Source organism: Paenibacillus lentus, assembly GCF_003931855.1.
Classification (GTDB): domain Bacteria; phylum Bacillota; class Bacilli; order Paenibacillales; family Paenibacillaceae; genus Fontibacillus; species Fontibacillus lentus.
This window is the reverse complement of the sequence record NZ_CP034248.1, coordinates 2,730,059-2,747,800: the sequence shown is the minus strand read 5'-3', so window position 1 is coordinate 2,747,800 and position 17,742 is coordinate 2,730,059. Positions and strand designations below refer to the sequence as shown.

At 46.4% G+C, this 17,742-nt stretch carries 15 protein-coding genes; 4 read left to right on the top strand and 11 right to left on the bottom strand.

Annotated elements, in window-relative coordinates; genetic code table 11:
• Positions 1–82: 82 nt before the first annotated feature.
• The 8 genes from EIM92_RS12170 to EIM92_RS12135 form a co-directional block, all read right to left on the bottom strand.
• Complete coding sequence (locus EIM92_RS12170) at positions 83–553, bottom strand: N-acetyltransferase (RefSeq protein WP_125082859.1); 471 nt, start codon at positions 551–553, stop codon at positions 83–85.
• Between the two features lie 70 nt (positions 554–623).
• Positions 624–1,808, bottom strand: a complete 1,185-nt coding sequence (gene hemW / locus EIM92_RS12165) for a radical SAM family heme chaperone HemW (protein WP_246021418.1) — start codon at positions 1,806–1,808, stop codon at positions 624–626.
• Positions 1,809–1,982: 174 nt separating this feature from the next.
• Positions 1,983–3,800, bottom strand: coding sequence for a translation elongation factor 4 (lepA, locus tag EIM92_RS12160; protein WP_125082857.1), 1,818 nt, complete (start codon positions 3,798–3,800; stop codon positions 1,983–1,985).
• A gap of 491 nt (positions 3,801–4,291) precedes the next feature.
• Positions 4,292–5,251 (bottom strand): acetylxylan esterase, encoded by a 960-nt coding sequence (locus EIM92_RS12155; RefSeq protein ID WP_125085152.1) that lies wholly within the window; start codon positions 5,249–5,251, stop codon positions 4,292–4,294.
• A 130-nt stretch (positions 5,252–5,381) separates the two neighbouring features.
• On the bottom strand, positions 5,382–6,404 hold the full coding sequence (locus tag EIM92_RS12150; protein ID WP_125082856.1) for a glycoside hydrolase family 130 protein: 1,023 nt from the start codon (positions 6,402–6,404) through the stop codon (positions 5,382–5,384).
• A gap of 33 nt (positions 6,405–6,437) precedes the next feature.
• Entirely contained in the window at positions 6,438–7,271 is an 834-nt protein-coding gene (locus tag EIM92_RS12145) for a carbohydrate ABC transporter permease (protein WP_125082855.1), read from the bottom strand.
• Position 7,272: 1 nt separating this feature from the next.
• Entirely contained in the window at positions 7,273–8,148 is an 876-nt protein-coding gene (locus tag EIM92_RS12140; RefSeq protein WP_125082854.1) for a carbohydrate ABC transporter permease, read from the bottom strand.
• A 104-nt stretch (positions 8,149–8,252) separates the two neighbouring features.
• A complete protein-coding gene (locus tag EIM92_RS12135; protein ID WP_125082853.1) occupies positions 8,253–9,587 on the bottom strand; it encodes an ABC transporter substrate-binding protein in 1,335 nt (444 codons plus the stop codon).
• A 369-nt stretch (positions 9,588–9,956) separates the two neighbouring features.
• Here EIM92_RS12135 and EIM92_RS12130 point away from each other — a divergent pair, with 369 nt between their 5' ends.
• The 4 genes from EIM92_RS12130 to EIM92_RS12115 all read left to right on the top strand — a co-directional run bounded on the left by EIM92_RS12130 (position 9,957) and on the right by EIM92_RS12115 (position 14,570).
• Positions 9,957–10,985 carry a substrate-binding domain-containing protein gene (locus EIM92_RS12130; RefSeq protein ID WP_125082852.1) on the top strand — a complete coding sequence of 343 codons (1,029 nt, stop codon included), beginning with the start codon at positions 9,957–9,959 and terminating at the stop codon, positions 10,983–10,985.
• 208 nt (positions 10,986–11,193) lie between these two features.
• The gene (locus EIM92_RS12125) at positions 11,194–12,159 is read left to right on the top strand and encodes a glycoside hydrolase family 113 (RefSeq protein WP_125082851.1); all 966 of its coding nucleotides are present in this window, start codon (positions 11,194–11,196) and stop codon (positions 12,157–12,159) included.
• Between the two features lie 58 nt (positions 12,160–12,217).
• Entirely contained in the window at positions 12,218–13,357 is a 1,140-nt protein-coding gene (locus tag EIM92_RS12120; RefSeq protein ID WP_425464204.1) for an AGE family epimerase/isomerase, read from the top strand.
• Between the two features lie 22 nt (positions 13,358–13,379).
• Positions 13,380–14,570, top strand: a complete 1,191-nt coding sequence (locus EIM92_RS12115) for a glycoside hydrolase family 130 protein (RefSeq protein WP_125082849.1) — start codon at positions 13,380–13,382, stop codon at positions 14,568–14,570.
• A gap of 75 nt (positions 14,571–14,645) precedes the next feature.
• On the opposite strand, the gene EIM92_RS12110 is transcribed toward EIM92_RS12115, so the two are convergent.
• From EIM92_RS12110 to EIM92_RS12100, 3 genes are all read right to left on the bottom strand, one after another.
• The gene (locus EIM92_RS12110; protein ID WP_246020954.1) at positions 14,646–15,728 is read right to left on the bottom strand and encodes a LacI family DNA-binding transcriptional regulator; all 1,083 of its coding nucleotides are present in this window, start codon (positions 15,726–15,728) and stop codon (positions 14,646–14,648) included.
• Between the two features lie 146 nt (positions 15,729–15,874).
• Positions 15,875–16,285 (bottom strand): hypothetical protein, encoded by a 411-nt coding sequence (locus EIM92_RS12105; RefSeq protein ID WP_125082848.1) that lies wholly within the window; start codon positions 16,283–16,285, stop codon positions 15,875–15,877.
• Positions 16,286–16,315: 30 nt separating this feature from the next.
• Positions 16,316–17,608, bottom strand: a complete 1,293-nt coding sequence (locus tag EIM92_RS12100; RefSeq protein ID WP_125082847.1) for a stage II sporulation protein P — start codon at positions 17,606–17,608, stop codon at positions 16,316–16,318.
• Positions 17,609–17,742: the final 134 nt, after the last annotated feature.

Here is a 17,742-nt window from a genome sequence, read left to right as displayed (position 1 = left end):
TTTGACCGTGTCGTTAGCACTCGGTCATATCGAGTGCTAAACGCTATTACAAAAATACCAAACCGACAAGACGATTGTCAAGTCAGTTCAGTATCTTAAGTACCGCTATTTCATCACAGGCATGTTGCTTCGGGCAATGGATGCAATCCGTCCAGACTTTCTCTGGAAAAATGTCCTTCTCCACGACCTCAAACCCGTTTTTCAGAAAAAAAGAAACTTCATAAGTAAGTGCCATAACTTTCGGAATGCCAAGGTTTTTCGCTTCCTCGACCAGCTGCGCCACGAGTAACGAACCGAGGCCGCGTCCTTTATAGCCTTCCGAAATACCGAGCGACCGGATTTCTACGAGTTCTTCACCTAGTTGGCATAGGGATCCGCATCCAACAACCAAGCCATCTACTTCTGTAACCACAAAATCATTAATCTGCCGACTCAGCATCTCTCTCGAGCGCGGCAGCATAATTCCCCGCTGGGCATATCCATCAATCATTTGAAATAGAGGCTCTACATCTTCCAGTTTCGCCCTTCTGCACACAGCTGTTGTTGCAGGCATGCTGATCCCTCCTCGACCCGGTACAATAATATGAATAAATATACAACAAAGCGTATATAAGTTCAATATATTATTTTCCGCCCAAGGCACCTATAAATTCGGCAAACACCTCATTGCCAAACAATATCCCCTTCTTGCTTAGCCGATAGCCTGGAATTGAAGCTGTCTTTTCAAGCAATCCGGCATTCAGCATTTTATTAAATTGATCCCCGAACACTTCATCCAGCGAAACCCCAAATTGACGCCGAAAACGTTCATCCGAAATGCCCTCTAATACGCGCAGGCCCACCATGACGAAATCCTCCATCGCTTCCTCACGGGATACCTCGAACCGATCCAGAAGCGGCCGTCCCTGCTTAGTTGCTTCATTATATGGGTTCACGCCCTTAATGTTTACATGGCGATATCGATTTACATATCCATGGGCGCCAGCGCCCAGGCCGTAATAATCTTCGTTCCGCCAGTAAGTGATGTTATGCCGGCTCTCAAAACCCGATTTAGCAAAATTACTGATCTCGTACTGCCTGTATCCCGCCTTTTCCATTCGTTCCATTAACAGCAGGTACATCTTCAATTCATCCTCTTCCTCAGGAAGCGGGAGCTGGTTCTTATGATATAGCGTATGAAACAACGTATTCTCTTCCACTTTGAGACTATAAATAGAATAATGCGACAGCTCGAGCTCAAGTGCTTTGGACACGCTGTAATCCAGCATTTCGACGGTTTGATTAGGCAGGCCGAACATCAAATCGATGGACAGGTTATTCAACCCTACCGCTCGCGCATTCTCCAAGCTACGATACACATCATCTGTGTTATGAATGCGTCCAATCCCGCTCAACAGTTCATTTTGAAACGCCTGTACGCCGAAGCTCACACGATTGACGCCCCCGGCCTTCATCACGCCGAGCTTCTCCTTATCTGTTGTACCAGGGTTGGCTTCCATAGAAAATTCTATATCAGGAGCCCACTTCGGAAAATGCCGGCGGACAGACGCGAGGAAAAACTCCATCTCATCCGGTTTAAGTACGGTCGGCGTACCGCCGCCAACGAATATGCTCTTAATCTCTCCGGGTGGCGTCTCGCGAACAGTCAGCTCCATCTCCTGATCAAGCGCCCGCAAATAATCCATCACCGGCTGATCCTTAAGGACATACGAGTTGAAATCACAGTAGAAACATTTATTCGTGCAAAACGGAATGTGTATATACACGGCTTCGGGAGCCGTCTTAAACCGCGAATCAGAGTCAGGCAATTCCTGCCCGTCCAAATTCAGTTGTTGGCTCACGGTGGTGCCTCCTTTTTTCCTGTTCATAAAATTACTTTTCATAAAATTGATCTGCCTATCGAACATGAATTATGGAAAAAGGAAAGCCATCCGGCTTTCCTTTTCAATCCTATGCTATGCATATGCGCCAAGCAGGGGCGATTAATTATCGTCGATTTTCAAAACCGCCATAAACGCCTCCTGCGGCACCTCTACGTTACCTACCTGCTTCATGCGCTTCTTACCTTCTTTTTGCTTTTCCAGCAATTTACGCTTCCGGGAGATGTCACCGCCATAGCACTTCGCAAGAACGTTCTTGCGCATCGCCTTAACTGTCTCTCTCGCTACAATCTTAGTACCTACGGAAGCCTGAATTGGTACCTCGAACATTTGACGTGGAATCAGCTCGCGAAGCTTCTCACAGATCGCCCGTCCGCGATGATAAGCCCTTTCTCTGTGAACGATGAAGGACAACGCATCGACCTGTTCTCCGTTAAGGAGGATGTCCATTTTGACCAGATTCGACTGGCGGTAGCCTGAGAGCTCATAATCAAAGGAGGCATACCCCTTCGTACTTGATTTCAGCTGGTCGAAGAAATCGTAGACGATTTCGGATAGTGGAATTTGATACATTATTGTGACCCGGGTGGTATCTAGGTATTCCATGTTAATGAACTCGCCGCGTTTGCTTTGGCACAGCTCCATGACGGTTCCTACAAAATCATTCGGTACGATAATCGACGCCTTAACATAAGGCTCTTCTACGTGGTCGATCTTTCCAACCTCCGGGTAATTGGACGGGTTATCAATGGAGATCGTTTCTCCATTGGTCAAGGATACTTTGTAGATAACACTTGGTGCAGTCGTAATCAGCGGTATATTGAACTCACGCTCAATACGCTCTTGAATAACGTCCATATGGAGCAGACCGAGAAATCCACAGCGGAATCCAAAACCAAGCGCACTAGACGTCTCCGGTTCAAAGCTCAGCGAAGCATCATTCAACTGCAGCTTCTCCAACGCTTCGCGCAAATCATTGTAATCCGATGTATCTATAGGATATAGACCACAGAAAACCATCGGATTGATTTTGCGATAGCCAGGCAGTGGCTCTGCTGTTGGTTTCTTCGCATCCGTAATCGTATCCCCGACTTGCGTATCGCCTACCGTCTTAATACCTGCTACGATAAACCCTACATCACCGATGTTCAGCTCGTCTACCATCGTCATCCGCGGCATAAACGCGCCGACCTCGATAACCTCAAACGTCTTGCCCGTCGCCATCATCTTGATCTTAGATCCCGCTTTGATATGCCCGTTAATTACGCGCACATAGACAATAACACCCTTATAAGGGTCGTAATGCGAGTCAAAAATCAGCGCCTTAAGCGGCTCATCTGGATCTCCTGTCGGCGCAGGAACCTTCTGCACGACCTGTTCAATAATTTCGCGTATGCCGATTCCAGCTTTCGCTGAAGCATGGACAGCCTCGCTTGCATCCAACCCAATCACATCTTCAATCTCTTGCTTCACCCGATCAGGATCAGCGCTAGGCAGGTCAATCTTGTTGATTACTGGCAAAATCTCAAGATTATTATCCAATGCCAAGTATACGTTAGCCAGCGTCTGGGCTTCGATCCCCTGAGCAGCATCGACGACCAGAAGCGCCCCTTCACAAGCCGCCAAACTTCTGGACACCTCGTACGTGAAATCGACGTGTCCTGGCGTATCGATCAAATTAAGCACATATTCTTCACCGTCGTCTGCACGATAAGAAAGGCGTACCGCCTGCAGCTTAATCGTAATTCCACGTTCTCGCTCCAAATCCATCGTATCAAGCACTTGCTGCTGCATTTCCCGTGAGGTCAATGCTCCGGTATATTCCAAAATCCGGTCAGCCAACGTTGATTTGCCATGGTCGATATGTGCAATAATACAGAAATTCCGAATTTTTTGTTGCCTTGCTCTAATATCTGTCATTGTTACCCCCACCACAAATCCTTAGAAGTATAATCAATTTATTATATCAGTTATAGGAGTCCTCAGCAATATTGGCTTTAGATGGAGATTCGGAAATAAAGACCGCTATACAAAAAGAATCCCCGATACCAGGATTCTTAACCTGACATCGGGGGTTATCGCCTTACAGGCACCTGGAGCCAATCAGCTTCAGGTATTGCTTATGCACTCGCTGTAGTTTAACAAGAATTCTGCCATGATCCAACCGATCACCGCAAGACTTCCCATCATAACAGCGAGCGTCATACATTTGCGCTTGCATCAGTTTCTTCTATTATATATAGCTTAGTGATATATAGCTTAGCGAACCATTCCACGCCTGGGTTGCCCATTGTATGATCCAGGCAATGACTCTTCGTTAGAATTGACTGATTCTAAACTCTAAACCTGTACCGAAGTTTCGAACCCCTATCCGCTTCAATAACGTATTTCCCCTACTCTTTCTCTTCACCTTACAATTTCAGAAATGCCTGTAATGTTCGATCTCCCAAATACGGCAAGTACTCGTGACCGTATTCATGGTAGACTAGCAGCTCCTTCTCGGAACGAATTTTGTTATAAACGGCAAATTGCGTGGACGGCGGACAGATCGTATCGGCAAGTCCCGTCACGAAAAGTACCTTAGCCTCAATTCTGTCAGCAAGATTTTGAATATCAATATAGCCAAGCTTCGTAAAAATTTCATCCTCACGCAAATGATGCGGATCAAAGAAACGGAAATAATAATGAATTTCTTCGTAAGCAGAAGTGGTAATATCCAGTTCCCAAGCTCTGCGGTAATCGGCCAAAAAAGGATATACAGGGACAGCCAGTTTGACTCTGGGTTCAAGCGCGGCACACGCTATGGCAAGCGCGCCGCCCTGTGAAAGTCCGTGCACACCGATCCTCGCTGGATCAACATACTCCATACTCATCAGAATTCTTACCGTCTGCACCGTATCCAGGAAGACATTGCGAAAATACAATTTATCAGGATTCGGATCATCAATCCCCCGGATAATATGGCCACGGATCGTCGTGCCCTGTACTGTTAAGTTGTCTTCGGACAAACCGCCCTGACCTCGGCAATCCATCGCTAGCACCGTAATGCCATGTGCCGCATAATTCACCTTATCCGACCAATCGCCGCTATCACAAGAATAACCGTGGAACATCGCCATACCCGGCCCCTTGCTAGTCAAATTTTTCGGCTTGACAAATTTGGCGTGAATCCTCGCCCCACCTGTTCCGGTAAAATAAAGATGATAACAATCCGCCAATGGACTGGTAAATCCAGCGGGAACCAATTCGTACTCAAGCGGCTGGGCTTCAAGCTCCTGTAGCGCACGCTTCCAATAAGAGTCAAAATCTGCAGGCCGTGAACTTTTGCCCCCATATTGCTTCAATTCCGCTAAGCTCATATCATTCCCCATCATGTTATGCCCCCTAAAATGGGAAGACGGAATCTCCTCTATGTTAAGAAGGAATCCATCCTCTGCTGATTAATTCGTTGTGAATACTCTAGATGATACGAGAATTTGATCGGGCTTTTCTTTAAATCTATTACATGATCCCGATTTCTGCATCGTCAGCGACTTCTTCACTCGTGGCGATCACATAATCTACAATTTCCTGTACTGTCGTATACGCAACACCTACATAGGTATCTGCCGCACCATAATAGATGGCGATTCGCCCGGTTTCAGCATCATGCAGCGTGGCACAAGGGAATACGACATTGCTAACAAAGCCTCGCTCCTCATACCATTCCTCCGGTGTTAGCACATAATTAGCGGAACGATATTTGACTTTGGACGGCTCGTCACGGTCAAGAATAACTGCGCCCATGCTGTATACGAGTCCATTACAGGTGCCGGTTACACCGTGATAGAACATAAGCCAGCCCTCAGTCGTCTCAATCGGAGCCGGACCACCGCCGATTTTTACCGATTGCCACCAGCCTTGACCGCCTTTAGACATCACATGACGATGCTTGCCCCAGTAAACAAAATCCGGGCTTTCGCTGAGGAACACATCGCCAAACGGCGTATGTCCACTATCACTCGGACGAGAGAGCATCACAAAGTTGCCATTGATTTTACGCGGAAAAAGTACGCCATTGCGGTTAAACGGTAAAAATGGATTTTCCAAGCGTACAAAAGTTTTGAAGTCATCCGTTTTCGCTACACCAATCGCGGCACCGTAAAAATCCGTACACCAAATAATGTAATAAGTTCCTTCTACCTCTACGAGACGCGGATCGTAAGCATAGTTCGGTTGAAACGGCTTGCCGCTCTCATCCACGAAATTAATGCGCTCTTCTTCAATCGACCAGTTCAATGCATCATCGCTCCAGCCAAGATGAAGATGAGGCCGGCCGTTAATTGTTTCTGCACGGAATACACCGACGAAGCGCCCATCAAAGGGCAGTACAGCACTATTGAAAATACGGGCGATACCTTTCGCCGGGTTTCTCTGGATCACAGGATTATCGCTATGTCTCCATACAGGCCCCACTGCGCCCTCCGGCTTATCCTGCCAAGGGATGTTTGTTAATTTCTCTCCAATAATACGAACCTCTGCCATGATATAATTCTCCTTCCAAAAATAATCATTTATTTATTTCACAGAACCCTGCGCAAAACCGTTATAAATATATTTTTGCAAGGCGAGAAATACGACAAGAATAGGAATGATTGTAATCATGATCGCCGCGCATATGACCTCCCACTGTGAACCGTAGGGTCCCTTAAATTTAAACAGAGCGGTCGATATCACCTGCAAATTCTCACCAGGCATATAAAGGAATGGGGTATAGAAATCGTTATAGACATTAACCCCCTTCACAATGATGACCGTTACAATCGCAGGTGCCAGCAGCGGCAATACAATCTTAAAGAAAATCGTGAAGTAGGACGCGCCATCCAGCATTGCGGATTCATCCAGGGATTCAGAAATGGTATCTAAAAATTGCAAGAAAATATAAACAGCGATAATATCCGTTCCTAAATAAAGAAGAATTGGTGCAAATCGCGTATTTACCAGATCCAATGCATCGATGATTCTAAACGTTGCAACTTGTGTCGTTACACTTGGAATTAAAGTTGCCAGCAGAAACGCACCCATAAGCAGCTTGCTTCCGCGGAACTTAAACCGGCTGAGCACATAGGCAATCATGGATCCGATCAATGTAGCTCCGGCAATGGATATAACGAGAATAAAGATCGTGTTGCCGAAGCCAAGCAGCATTTTTCCATCAACAAACGCCTTCGTGTAGTTTGCAAAATACGTCCAATTTTGAGGCGGGTCCAAAGGACTCGTTGCACCATATTCTGCATTCGTTTTTAAGGATGAGAAGAATACGACGATAATCGGTAATAGTGCCGTGAAAGCGCCCAGAAACAAAGTCATGTACTTAAACGTACTGCCTAATGCATATTTCATTTTGTACATATCAATCATCCCCCTTAATCAGAAACCGCTGGAGCAGTGTCACGAGAATGACGATAATGAGCAGCACGACGGCCATGGCCGAAGCAAGACCCAGCTTACTGTATTTAAATGCAACGTCTACCGTTTGAATAACGAAGGTGTTACTTCCGTTCGAGCCTCCAGTCATGATATATGGAATATCAAATGCGCTGATTGCGCCGCTAATCGCCAAAATTAAGTTAAGCTGCAGTATTCGCTTGATGCTTGGCAGAATAATATGCTTGAATTGGTGCCAGCGGTTTGCGCCATCAATGTCAGCCGCCTCGTAAATATCTTTGCCGATGGAAGATATGGCTCCCAGAAAAATAATAAAATTGAAGCCCATATACCGCCATAAGGAAGCGCCTGCGAGCGATATGTTAATAATGTTGGGATTCAATAGCCAGCCTTGCGATAAATGCCCAAGTCCCAGAACCTGAAGCAACGTATCGAGCGTACCGTCCGGCCGGAAAAAGACCAGGAATATAAAGCCGATGGCTACCCCATTAAGCAAATAAGGGAAAAATAAAACCCCTTTAAAAAAGTTTTTAAAACGTACGTTAAAGCTAAGTATAGTAGCAAAATAAAGAGCTAATCCCATCTGTACGAAAGTCGCTCCAAAATAGTAGAGACTGACCTTGAAGACGGAAAAATATTTTGGATTTGTAAATATGGTTTTATAGTTTTCAAATCCGACATAATCGAAAGTTTTACTATAACCATTCCAGTTCGTAAAACTATATTTGAACATATTGAACACGGGGAGATAAGCAAACGTGAATAATAAGACGACCGGAATCAGCGAGAAAGCGATTATTATGATTCGTCTTTGTGTCTTGTAGCTTAGGTTTGCAAACACCACTCACACCTCCAGGTCTTGCTCCTGTCTTTTTTCGAATAGAGAAGGAAAACGCATTTCCATGCGTCCCCCTCTTGTTTCAACCCGCAAGATATCCGGATCGCTTATTGCTGCGTTACTTTTGCCCGTGATTTCACCCATGCATCGTTTAGTTCTTTCATAATGTCATCGAATGATTCTTTACGATTGCCGACTGCTGCTTCAATGATCCGTTTCTTGAAGTCAGGCTGCCATAAGCCGATTTCTGCATCCTTATCGATCTTGTCAACCCAGCCCTCCTGACCTGGCTGTGCCGGAGTCTGCAGCTCAAACTTAACATCCGTGCCCTCGAATTGCTTAAGAGTGTCTGGAAGTGCAGCCCCCACTACCGGACTCATTCCGCCCGCTATCTCAGTCGGATAACCTGACTTCTTAATAAACCAGTCTATCCATGCTCTAGCAGCTTCCTTGTTCTTGCTATGCTTGTTAATACCTAATGTATAGTCAGCCGCCAATGGCATGATGATCTCTTTAGCATTCGTAGGAAACGGCATGTAGGCAATGTCACCCGGATTAGGCGCCTGCTCCTGTACTTGTTCAATCGCCCAGGAACCTACTACCATTGCACCAATTTTACCGTTAGCAAGATCAGACTTGGACCCTTCCCAGTTCGTCGTCGTTGGATCTTTCTCAATTAGTCCTTGTTCGACAGCATCATACATTACTTTGTACAACTCATAGTGAGGTTGTCCTGGTGTAAAGTTGTCGTCGGTGTTCGGCTGTGTCACATTGACATAATCCACATCGCCCGCCACCGTTGTCAGGACAGATTCCCATTGCGTCAACGGCCAGCCGTCAGCATAATTTGTATACAGTGGAATCGCGTCGCCTTTCTCCTTAATCGCTTTCAATGCTGCCAGAAATTCTTCCGGCGTTCTTGGAGCTGTCATTATGCCAGCATCTTCAAACACTTTCTTGTTGTACAAAACACCCGAGAAGTTAATCGCAGTTGGAATTCCATAAGCATTGCCATCAACGGTTCTCTCTTCCAGCCCGATATATTCCTTGCTCATTTCCTCCAAGCTACCCAGCGGTTCAAAAAACTGCGGCGTGTCCTCCAGTGGAATGCTCGTTGGGAGCAGCAGTGCATCTCCATAATCGTCAGAGCTCATTCGGACCGTAATTTGGCCTTCATAATCGGAAAGAGCTTGAAACTTTACTTTCACATCTGGGTATTCTTTGTTAAACTCAGCAGCGTACTCTTTGAACACCGTATCCACAATATCTGTTCTTTGTGTAATTACGGTGATCTCACCCTTTATTCCCCCATCATCGCTTGATCCTGCACTGCTTGTCCCACCGTTCGCCGCGCTGTTATTGCCTTTGCTGCCGCAGCCAGCGAGCATTCCCAGCACGAGCGTCAAAGCCAATAAACCCATGATTGCTTTGCCTTTTTTCACTGTTGTAACCCCTCTCTAAAGTAAAATTAAGTTATCGGTAACTCACAATATTAATATTATACTGAATGCGCTTACTCGTCAATCATTTAATTTTATTAAATTATGTTTAACACACCGTTATCAATAATACTCCCTTAGATTTTTTTCGACTAATTCGACTAATAGATAAATTTCAAGTAATTTCTTTGAAAAAGATACATTAACCTTCGGAACACTTGCGAACCTTAATGAATTCGGTTTTATTTTAAGTTTACGATTAGCTAATAAATTAATAAACTTTCTTTATCTTTTAAAAATATAATTGTATACTACCTGTAGATGGTTAAATTTAAAGTTATAACTTTGTATGAAACGAAAGTAGGTGAAATCATGAAAAGCAACATTACCATGCGGGATATCGCCAATAAGCTAGGTGTCAGCAGTGTGACGGTATCCAAAGCACTTAACGATAAAGAAGGCGTTAGCGAGGAGCTTAAGCAGAAGATCAAAGCTTTAGCCGGAGAGATGGGTTACCGTTATAATTCTGCGGCGAAATCCATTAAGGATGGTTTATCTAAAAATATTGGCGTGCTTATTCCCGAGCGGTTCACCGGGATGTCCCATTCCTTCTATCTGCGCGTGTACCAGCAAATCTCGCTGCTCTTGGATCAATACGGCTATTTCGGCATTTTAAACATCCTCAGTAATGAAGATGAAGAGCAATTGAACTTTCCGAGAGTCTACAATGAAAAAAAGGTCGATGGTATTATCGTACTAGGTCAAATCTGCAAGAAGTATATCGAAACAGTCCAAAATATGGATCTGCCAAAAATATTTCTTGATTTCTATGATGAACATGCGGATATCGATTCAATTGTGACTGATAACTTTTACGGAGCTTACGAGATGACAAATTATTTGATTCGCAACGGTCATCGCAAAATTGCCTATGTTGGTAATATCTACTCGACCAGCAGCATTCAGGATCGCTTTCTCGGATACTATAAATCCTTACTGGAGCACGGAATACGCCTGGATCAGGATTTAATCCTGAACGATCGGGACGAAAAAGGAAAATTCATTGATATTTCGCTTCCCAATCCCTTGCCGACCGCCTTTGTGTGCAACTGCGATCAAATCGCCTATCTACTCGTGGATAAGCTGAAATCGATGGGCTGCAGTATCCCCGAAGACTGTTCCGTCGTCGGCTTTGATAACGATATTTATGCAACGCTGACAACGCCGCAGCTTACCACGGTGGAAGTGGATATCGAGCAAATGGCTAAGTCCGCCGTAAAATTTATTATGGATAAAATCGAGAACCCACAGCGCAGATTTGGCCGAGTCATGGTCCAGGGCAACATTATTTATAGGCAATCCGTTAGAGAGATAGATGCTGAAGCTGCGAAAATAACATAAGCTTAATGCTCCAATTCATCCGCCCAAGAGGCGGATTTTTTTATTTTGCCATAATTAACAGTTGATTTATTCATCGAAACCATCTATAAATTAGTTATATAACAAAATAATTATTATACTAACAAACCTAACAAACCACCTTTTGTAACCTGTTCATTTCAATTAATGAGCATGCTCCACCACTTACTAACAAAGAGAGGCTGATACGATGAGGATGCCGGAATACATCGCCGGAATGACGTGGGGATTTATGGGTGTTCGCGGAACATGGGCGAATGATGAGGCTAGAAATTCTATGGAGCAAATGACCAGAACGACTGCTGTGAACTGGACGGCTATCGCCTTCTCAGCACTTCAGGCTACCGCTTTTTCGACCGAGATCCCTTACTGGGATAAACCTACGGTCACCGACGACGAAGTAAAATGGGCTATTCGGCAAGCAAAAAGCTTAGGTCTGAAAGTTTGTCTAAAGCCGATCGTGAATTGTGCCGATGGCACATGGCGGGCGCATATTAATTTTTTTGATAAAGATGTTCCTTGCGAGCCCAAATGGTCGGATTGGTTCCGCTCTTATAGCGCCTACATCCTTCATTTTGCCAAGATTGCCGAGGAGACCAAATGCGAGATGTTCTGCATCGGCTGTGAAATGGTACAAACGGATCGTCGGGAAAATGAATGGCGTCAATTGATTGCCGAAGTTCGCAAAATATACACCGGTCTTATTACGTATAATTGCGATAAATACCAAGAGGATAACGTGGTTTGGTGGGACGCCCTGGACATCATTTCCTCCAGTGGTTACTACCCGGCAAATGACTGGGAAAGACAGCTCGATCGCATCGAAAAAGTCGTTCAGACCTACGGCAAGCCGTTCTTTTTCATGGAAGCCGGATGCCCCAGCCGCAAAGGCTCGGCTGCGATTCCTAACGACTGGACACTTGCGGGCGCTGCCGATCAGGAGGAGCAGGTCAAATTCTATGAAGCGATGTTCACCGCTTGCGCCAAGCGGGATTGGGTTCAGGGCTTCATGCTTTGGGATTGGCCGGCTAAGCTCTATTCGCGAGAAGAAGCTGCAACTGACGACGGATATTGCGTTTATGGCAAAAGATCCGAGGCAGTTATTAAGGATTACTACATGTCTAGGAGAAGAAATGAGGGATTGCGCGTTGAGTGAGCAACTGAATAAAACAACCTGGCTGAAGCAAATCGAAGACGAACTGAACAACAATATCATGCACTTCTGGATGAATCAGACGCTGGATGAAACCTACGGCGGATTTATCGGTGAGATGGATTATGTCGGTAAAATTAATGACAAAGCGGCCAAGAGCCTCGTCCTAAATGCCCGGATACTCTGGACATTTTCTGCAGCCCACCGCGCTTATCCGCATGCCGGATATTTGCAAATCGCCGACAGAGCGTACGCTTATCTTCAAGACACATTTATGGATCGCAAATTTGGAGGGCTCTACTGGATGGTCGATTATACAGGCCAACCTATCCAAGATAAAAAGCAGGTATACGGCCAGGCCTTCGTCATTTACGCACTGGCGGAATATCATCTGGCCTGCGGTCGCACGGAACCCGTCCAGCAGGCCGTCCAATTATTCGAGCTTCTTGAGAAGCATAGCTACGACAACGTCCATCAGGGCTATATTGAGGCTCTTGCCCGCGACTGGCAGGTTACCAATGACTTGACCTTGAGCGACAAGGACTTGAACGAGAAAAAGTCGATGAATACCCACCTGCACGTGCTTGAAGCCTACACCAACCTGTACCGAGTATGGAAATCGGATGCTCTAAAGCTGAAGCTAACTGAGCTCATCGAGGTGACACTGGATCATATCATCGACTCGAAGAGCGCTCATTTTCATTTATTTTTCGATGAGGAATGGCATGTAAAGAGCACTCATATTTCCTATGGACATGATATCGAAGGAAGCTGGCTGCTCGTGGAAGCGGCAGAAGTGCTAGAGGATAACCCCGCATTACTGGAGCGCGTCAAACAAGTCGCAATCGCTATGGCCGAGGCGGTTCTTGCTAGAGGAGTAGACAAGGATGGCGCGCTGTGGAACGAAGCGGATGAGCATGGTCTAACGGATACCAATAAGGATTGGTGGCCACAGGCCGAAGCTATGGTCGGATTCTATAATGCGTACCAGCTAACCGGTAACTCGAAGTTCTTGGAGGCGGCTCAGGGCTCTTGGCAATTCATTCGCCGCTTCATCTCCGACCCTGAACATGGGGAATGGCATTGGGCAGTACGTCAAGATGGGAGCCCCATTACCGAGGAACCGAAGGTCAGCGCCTGGAAATGTCCTTATCATAACGGAAGAGCCTGCCTGGAAATGATCGCCCGCTTGAACAAATAATTAATAAATGGAGGCACTATACATGAACGCACGATTTGCAGAGAGAAAAGCAGCACTAACGAAAAAGTATGAATCCTTAATCGCCCGTCCAAATGAAAAGATTCCATTCGGAAATGGGATTTACGACCGCTATCGCTATCCGGTCCTTACCGCCGAACACGCCCCACTAATTTGGAAATACGACTTCAACCCGGAGACAAACCCATTTTTCGCTGAAAGAATTGGCGTCAATTGTGTGTTTAATCCAGGTGCGATTGAATTGAACGGCAAGTTCTATCTCGTTGCCCGCGTGGAAGGAGCCGATCGCAAATCCTTCTTCGCCGTAGCCGAGAGCGAAAGCGGCGTGGACGGCTTCCGCTTCTGGGATCATCCGGTCGTCATGCCGGAAACCGAGGAGCCTGACGTAAACGTCTATGATATGCGTCTGGTGAAGCATGAGGACGGCTGGATTTACGGCCTGTTCTGTACAGAGCGCAAGGATCCGAACGCGCCTGAAGGCGACTTGTCCAGCGCGATCGCCCAATGCGGCATTGCCCGCACAAAAGATCTCGCAACCTGGGAGCGTCTGCCCGATTTGAAGACGAAGTCGCCGCAGCAGCGCAACGTAGTCCTGCATCCCGAGTTCATCGATGGCAAGTATGCCTTCTATACGCGTCCTCAGGATGGCTTCATCGACGCAGGTTCCGGCGGTGGGATCGGCTGGGGGCTGTCCGAATCGATCGAGCACGCAGTTATTGACGAAGAAATCATCGTAGATGAGCGTCACTATCATACGATCAAAGAGGTGAAGAACGGGCAGGGCCCAGCCCCAATCCGCACGGATGCCGGCTGGCTTCACATCGCTCATGGCGTCCGGAACACTGCGGCTGGCTTAAGGTATGTTCTCTACGCATTTCTGACCGATTTAAATGAGCCGCACCGCATTACTCACAGTCCAGGCGGCCACTTAATTGCGCCAGTCGGCGAAGAACGGGTCGGAGATGTCTCTAACGTCGTATTCTGTAACGGAGTCATCGCCCGAGATAACGGTGATGTCTATATCTACTATGCCTCCTCCGATACGCGTATCCACGTGGCTACAACCACCGTCGATCAACTTGTCGATTATGCGCTGCATACGCCGGAAGACCCGCTTCGTTCCTATGCCTGTGTGAAGCAAAGAATCGAACTAATTAATAAGAACAAACGCTTTGAAGCCGCAAATGACCAATAGAGCATATTTAAAAAACCTCGCCCAACCGGCGAGGTTTTTTAAATTGTATGGATCACTCATACTTAATGGCATCTTTTAGGTTGACACATGCTCCTCACGTGGTTTGGTTGCAGAATTCCTGTACAGCAGTTCCACCGAAATCAGCCATTTCTCCACGGCTCTGTTCGCATCAGACAATCGATCCAGCAACTTTGTGACCGCGCGTCTGCCCAGCTGCTCCTTAGGCACGCTCACCGTTGTAATCGCAGGATCGAAGCGGGCAGCATCATCAATATTGTCAAATCCGGTCACCGTGACATCCTCAGGCACGCGAAGGCCCAGCTCATTCAATACATGGATCGTATGTAGTGCAATCGAGTCATTGGCGCACACCAATGCTGTCGGCAACTCCAGAGACTTAGATTGCCTTCTAGCGTTTAGCCAATCCTTCAACCCCTGATTGAACCCTCCTGTCTCTACACTCTCCAGGAAGAGCATTGGATCATCATGCCTTTGTACATCAAGTCCATTCTCCTCCAATGCGCTGCGGAAGCCGAGCCATCTGTCCCTAAAGCTTCTGGAGAAATTCAGGTTACCTAAGAAGTACAAATCTTTGTGCCCGAGTCCGATCAAGTGATTAACCATCCGATAGGTTCCATCGACATTATTCGCAAATATCGAATCTGCAGGAATCAGATTATCCTCATGGTCAACAAGCACCATCGGTAATCCGATGCGGTGCACCTCCAACAACAAATTGGTGGCGATTTGGCCTACCCCGATCATCCCGAGAATACCTTCAGGGTTAATGATATTCATCATAACATCGTTTCGTGGTTCAGATACGATGATCATGCCGAGGTTTTGTTCCTCTAGCTCATCCGATATCCCTTCCAATACTTTCCCCCAATAGAGAGACTCTTTATTCTGCGAGCGAATGTTGGGCATCAGCACTAGCACCGACTGCTTACCCGGTGGAATGGCTGCCGCTCCTGCACTCGGTCTTATATTTTTCACATAACCGTTCTTTTGATTGAAATAACCGAGCTGGGATGCTGCTTGAATGACCCGTTCCTTCGTCATTTCATTCACACCACCCTTGCCGGACAGTGCTTTGGAGACGACAAATTTAGATACACCAAGATGATCGGCGATTTGCTGCATCGTTACCTTTTTCAATGATTACTACCCCCGGACATACTCCAATTAGTTAATTTGTTTGATAGAGCCCAATAGCAAATATAACTTTATTATAACAAATTTATGCCTATCGATAAATCATCGACGTTTCCGGAGTTAGTAGTCCAATTTTTACGATTAACTGATCATTCCGCATTAAACCAAGAAGCAACCCAATAAATGCTGCGCTGGGACACCTGCTGCAATAGATTAGCCGCTTTATCGGCAAAACGATCTACAGGCGCTTGTTCCGGCGGTGGCAGAAGCAGACTGTCCGGAGTCTGCACTCGCTCCGTTATTACCGGCTGAGTCGTGTTTGCTTCAGCTGCTGTCCTTGTCCAATCTGCGGGCACCTGCGTCCTACCCTCCCATAAGATTTGCTGTCTATCCGGAACCCCGGCGGCTTCTGAGGGAACCGGGTCAAATCGCTGGCTTGTTCGAGCTGGAACCGGGCTATGAATCCGGCTTGTTCCCGACTCTGCCAGCTGCATTCCAAAGGTAATGCCTATAACAAGCAACAGTCCGTAAAGCAAAGACTTTCTCAGCGTTTTGGACAAAGCGGCTCCCCCTTTCAAATATATGTTTACTTACCCAGCTGAATTGTTCGCTGCGACCTGTTTCTGACCTTCCTTCTTATTTGACTGTTCCTTAGTTAAAGAACCTGCCTTCTCCGCCTTCTGTCCTTCCCAATAAATATCTGCAATTATTCCCGCTAAGACGGCGGCGGTTCGCTCCAATTCTTCTTTGCTGTTATCGATTCCACCAATTTCTATGAGTACGCTTCGAGGAGAAAGAGATTGATTGTACTCCCCGTTTCCTTGGGAAGAAGTCTTGCCCCAGATGCCCCTTGATATTCCGGGATAAGATTTCTCCAACCTATCATGGATTGAGCTGGCAAAGGCTTCATTCTCTCGCCAATTTTCATTCCCGTGTCCGATAATAAAATAAACCTGAGCGTAGGATTCGCCATTAATTATCGTCGTTGTTTTTTCATGCCGCTGGGAATCCCGGTGTATATCGATGAAATATTGCAGCTCCCCATTCTGAGCCATCGCTTCCTTCACGGTCTGCCTAGAATATTTGTAGGAGTAATTGTAGCTATAATTCTGCACAGTCGCTGCATAATTTTCATAAGCATGCAATGTTGCGACCCCTTTACGCTCAAGCTCCCTAGCCAGGGCGTCACCAACCAAACCTACGTTCATCATATTTTTGGATGAGCTAGGGTTGGTAGAATCTATGCCTAATACAGGATTAAAGGATTCCTGCGGATGGGAATGATAGATCATAACAATATTTTTGTTGCCTGGCTTAATCGGCTCGTCTTGATTTTGCGTACTACCTTGCTCAGGAACAGACGGTTTAACCGGCTCAGCATCCGGCTCCTCCGCTAGGTCTGGTTCAGGATGATCCGGACTGCTCCCATCCGCACCAACCCCTGGACGATAATCCTCCGGAGCTTGTACTGTCTTATTCCCTGAGCCTGTGCGCAATAAAATCGGGCTGTCCGCACCAAGGCCCGGTACTTCCCGGGCAACCAGGCTTTTAGGATCAGACGGATTCACATCCGTAAGCAGTTGAAATACAAAATTCGTCATTTGCTTGCCCGATATGGAGCTCATCTCCTTATCAGGTACCATATGCGGCAATTCCATGCCAACCATACTAATAAAGAATCGGCTTGATAATGAGGATGCTAATCCTTTCATAGAAGAAACTGGAGAGGTATTTAACTCTTTCTCCGCAATCCCTCCCACCCCAAGCAGCAAGAAGAATACCGCTGATAACACCGACAACAGCATAAACGTCTGCCCCATAGCAAGCACGCGTAGCAGATTCTGTCTCATACGGCCGACATTCCAAGTTCTGAACCATCTCATTTTTTGTGAAGCCCTCCTTTAGCCGGGTGCCACTTTCTATAATTGAAATCTATGAACCTGTCCGGAAAAGTAGAACCCCTAATCTCACAAAAAATATAAAGTTCGCTAGATTGCGAACTTTATAGGATCGAAAC

Coding starts and splice junctions, on each gene's coding strand:
- EIM92_RS12170 (WP_125082859.1), bottom strand. CDS start 553: ATGCCTGCAACAACAGCTGTGTGCAGAAGGGCGAAACTGGAAGATGTA.
- lepA (WP_125082857.1), bottom strand. CDS start 3,800: ATGACAGATATTAGAGCAAGGCAACAAAAAATTCGGAATTTCTGTATT.
- EIM92_RS12155 (WP_125085152.1), bottom strand. CDS start 5,251: ATGGGGAATGATATGAGCTTAGCGGAATTGAAGCAATATGGGGGCAAA.
- EIM92_RS12150 (WP_125082856.1), bottom strand. CDS start 6,404: ATGGCAGAGGTTCGTATTATTGGAGAGAAATTAACAAACATCCCTTGG.
- EIM92_RS12145 (WP_125082855.1), bottom strand. CDS start 7,271: ATGTACAAAATGAAATATGCATTAGGCAGTACGTTTAAGTACATGACT.
- EIM92_RS12130 (WP_125082852.1), top strand. CDS start 9,957: ATGAAAAGCAACATTACCATGCGGGATATCGCCAATAAGCTAGGTGTC.
- EIM92_RS12125 (WP_125082851.1), top strand. CDS start 11,194: ATGAGGATGCCGGAATACATCGCCGGAATGACGTGGGGATTTATGGGT.
- EIM92_RS12120 (WP_425464204.1), top strand. CDS start 12,218: ATGCACTTCTGGATGAATCAGACGCTGGATGAAACCTACGGCGGATTT.
- EIM92_RS12115 (WP_125082849.1), top strand. CDS start 13,380: ATGAACGCACGATTTGCAGAGAGAAAAGCAGCACTAACGAAAAAGTAT.
- EIM92_RS12100 (WP_125082847.1), bottom strand. CDS start 17,608: ATGAGATGGTTCAGAACTTGGAATGTCGGCCGTATGAGACAGAATCTG.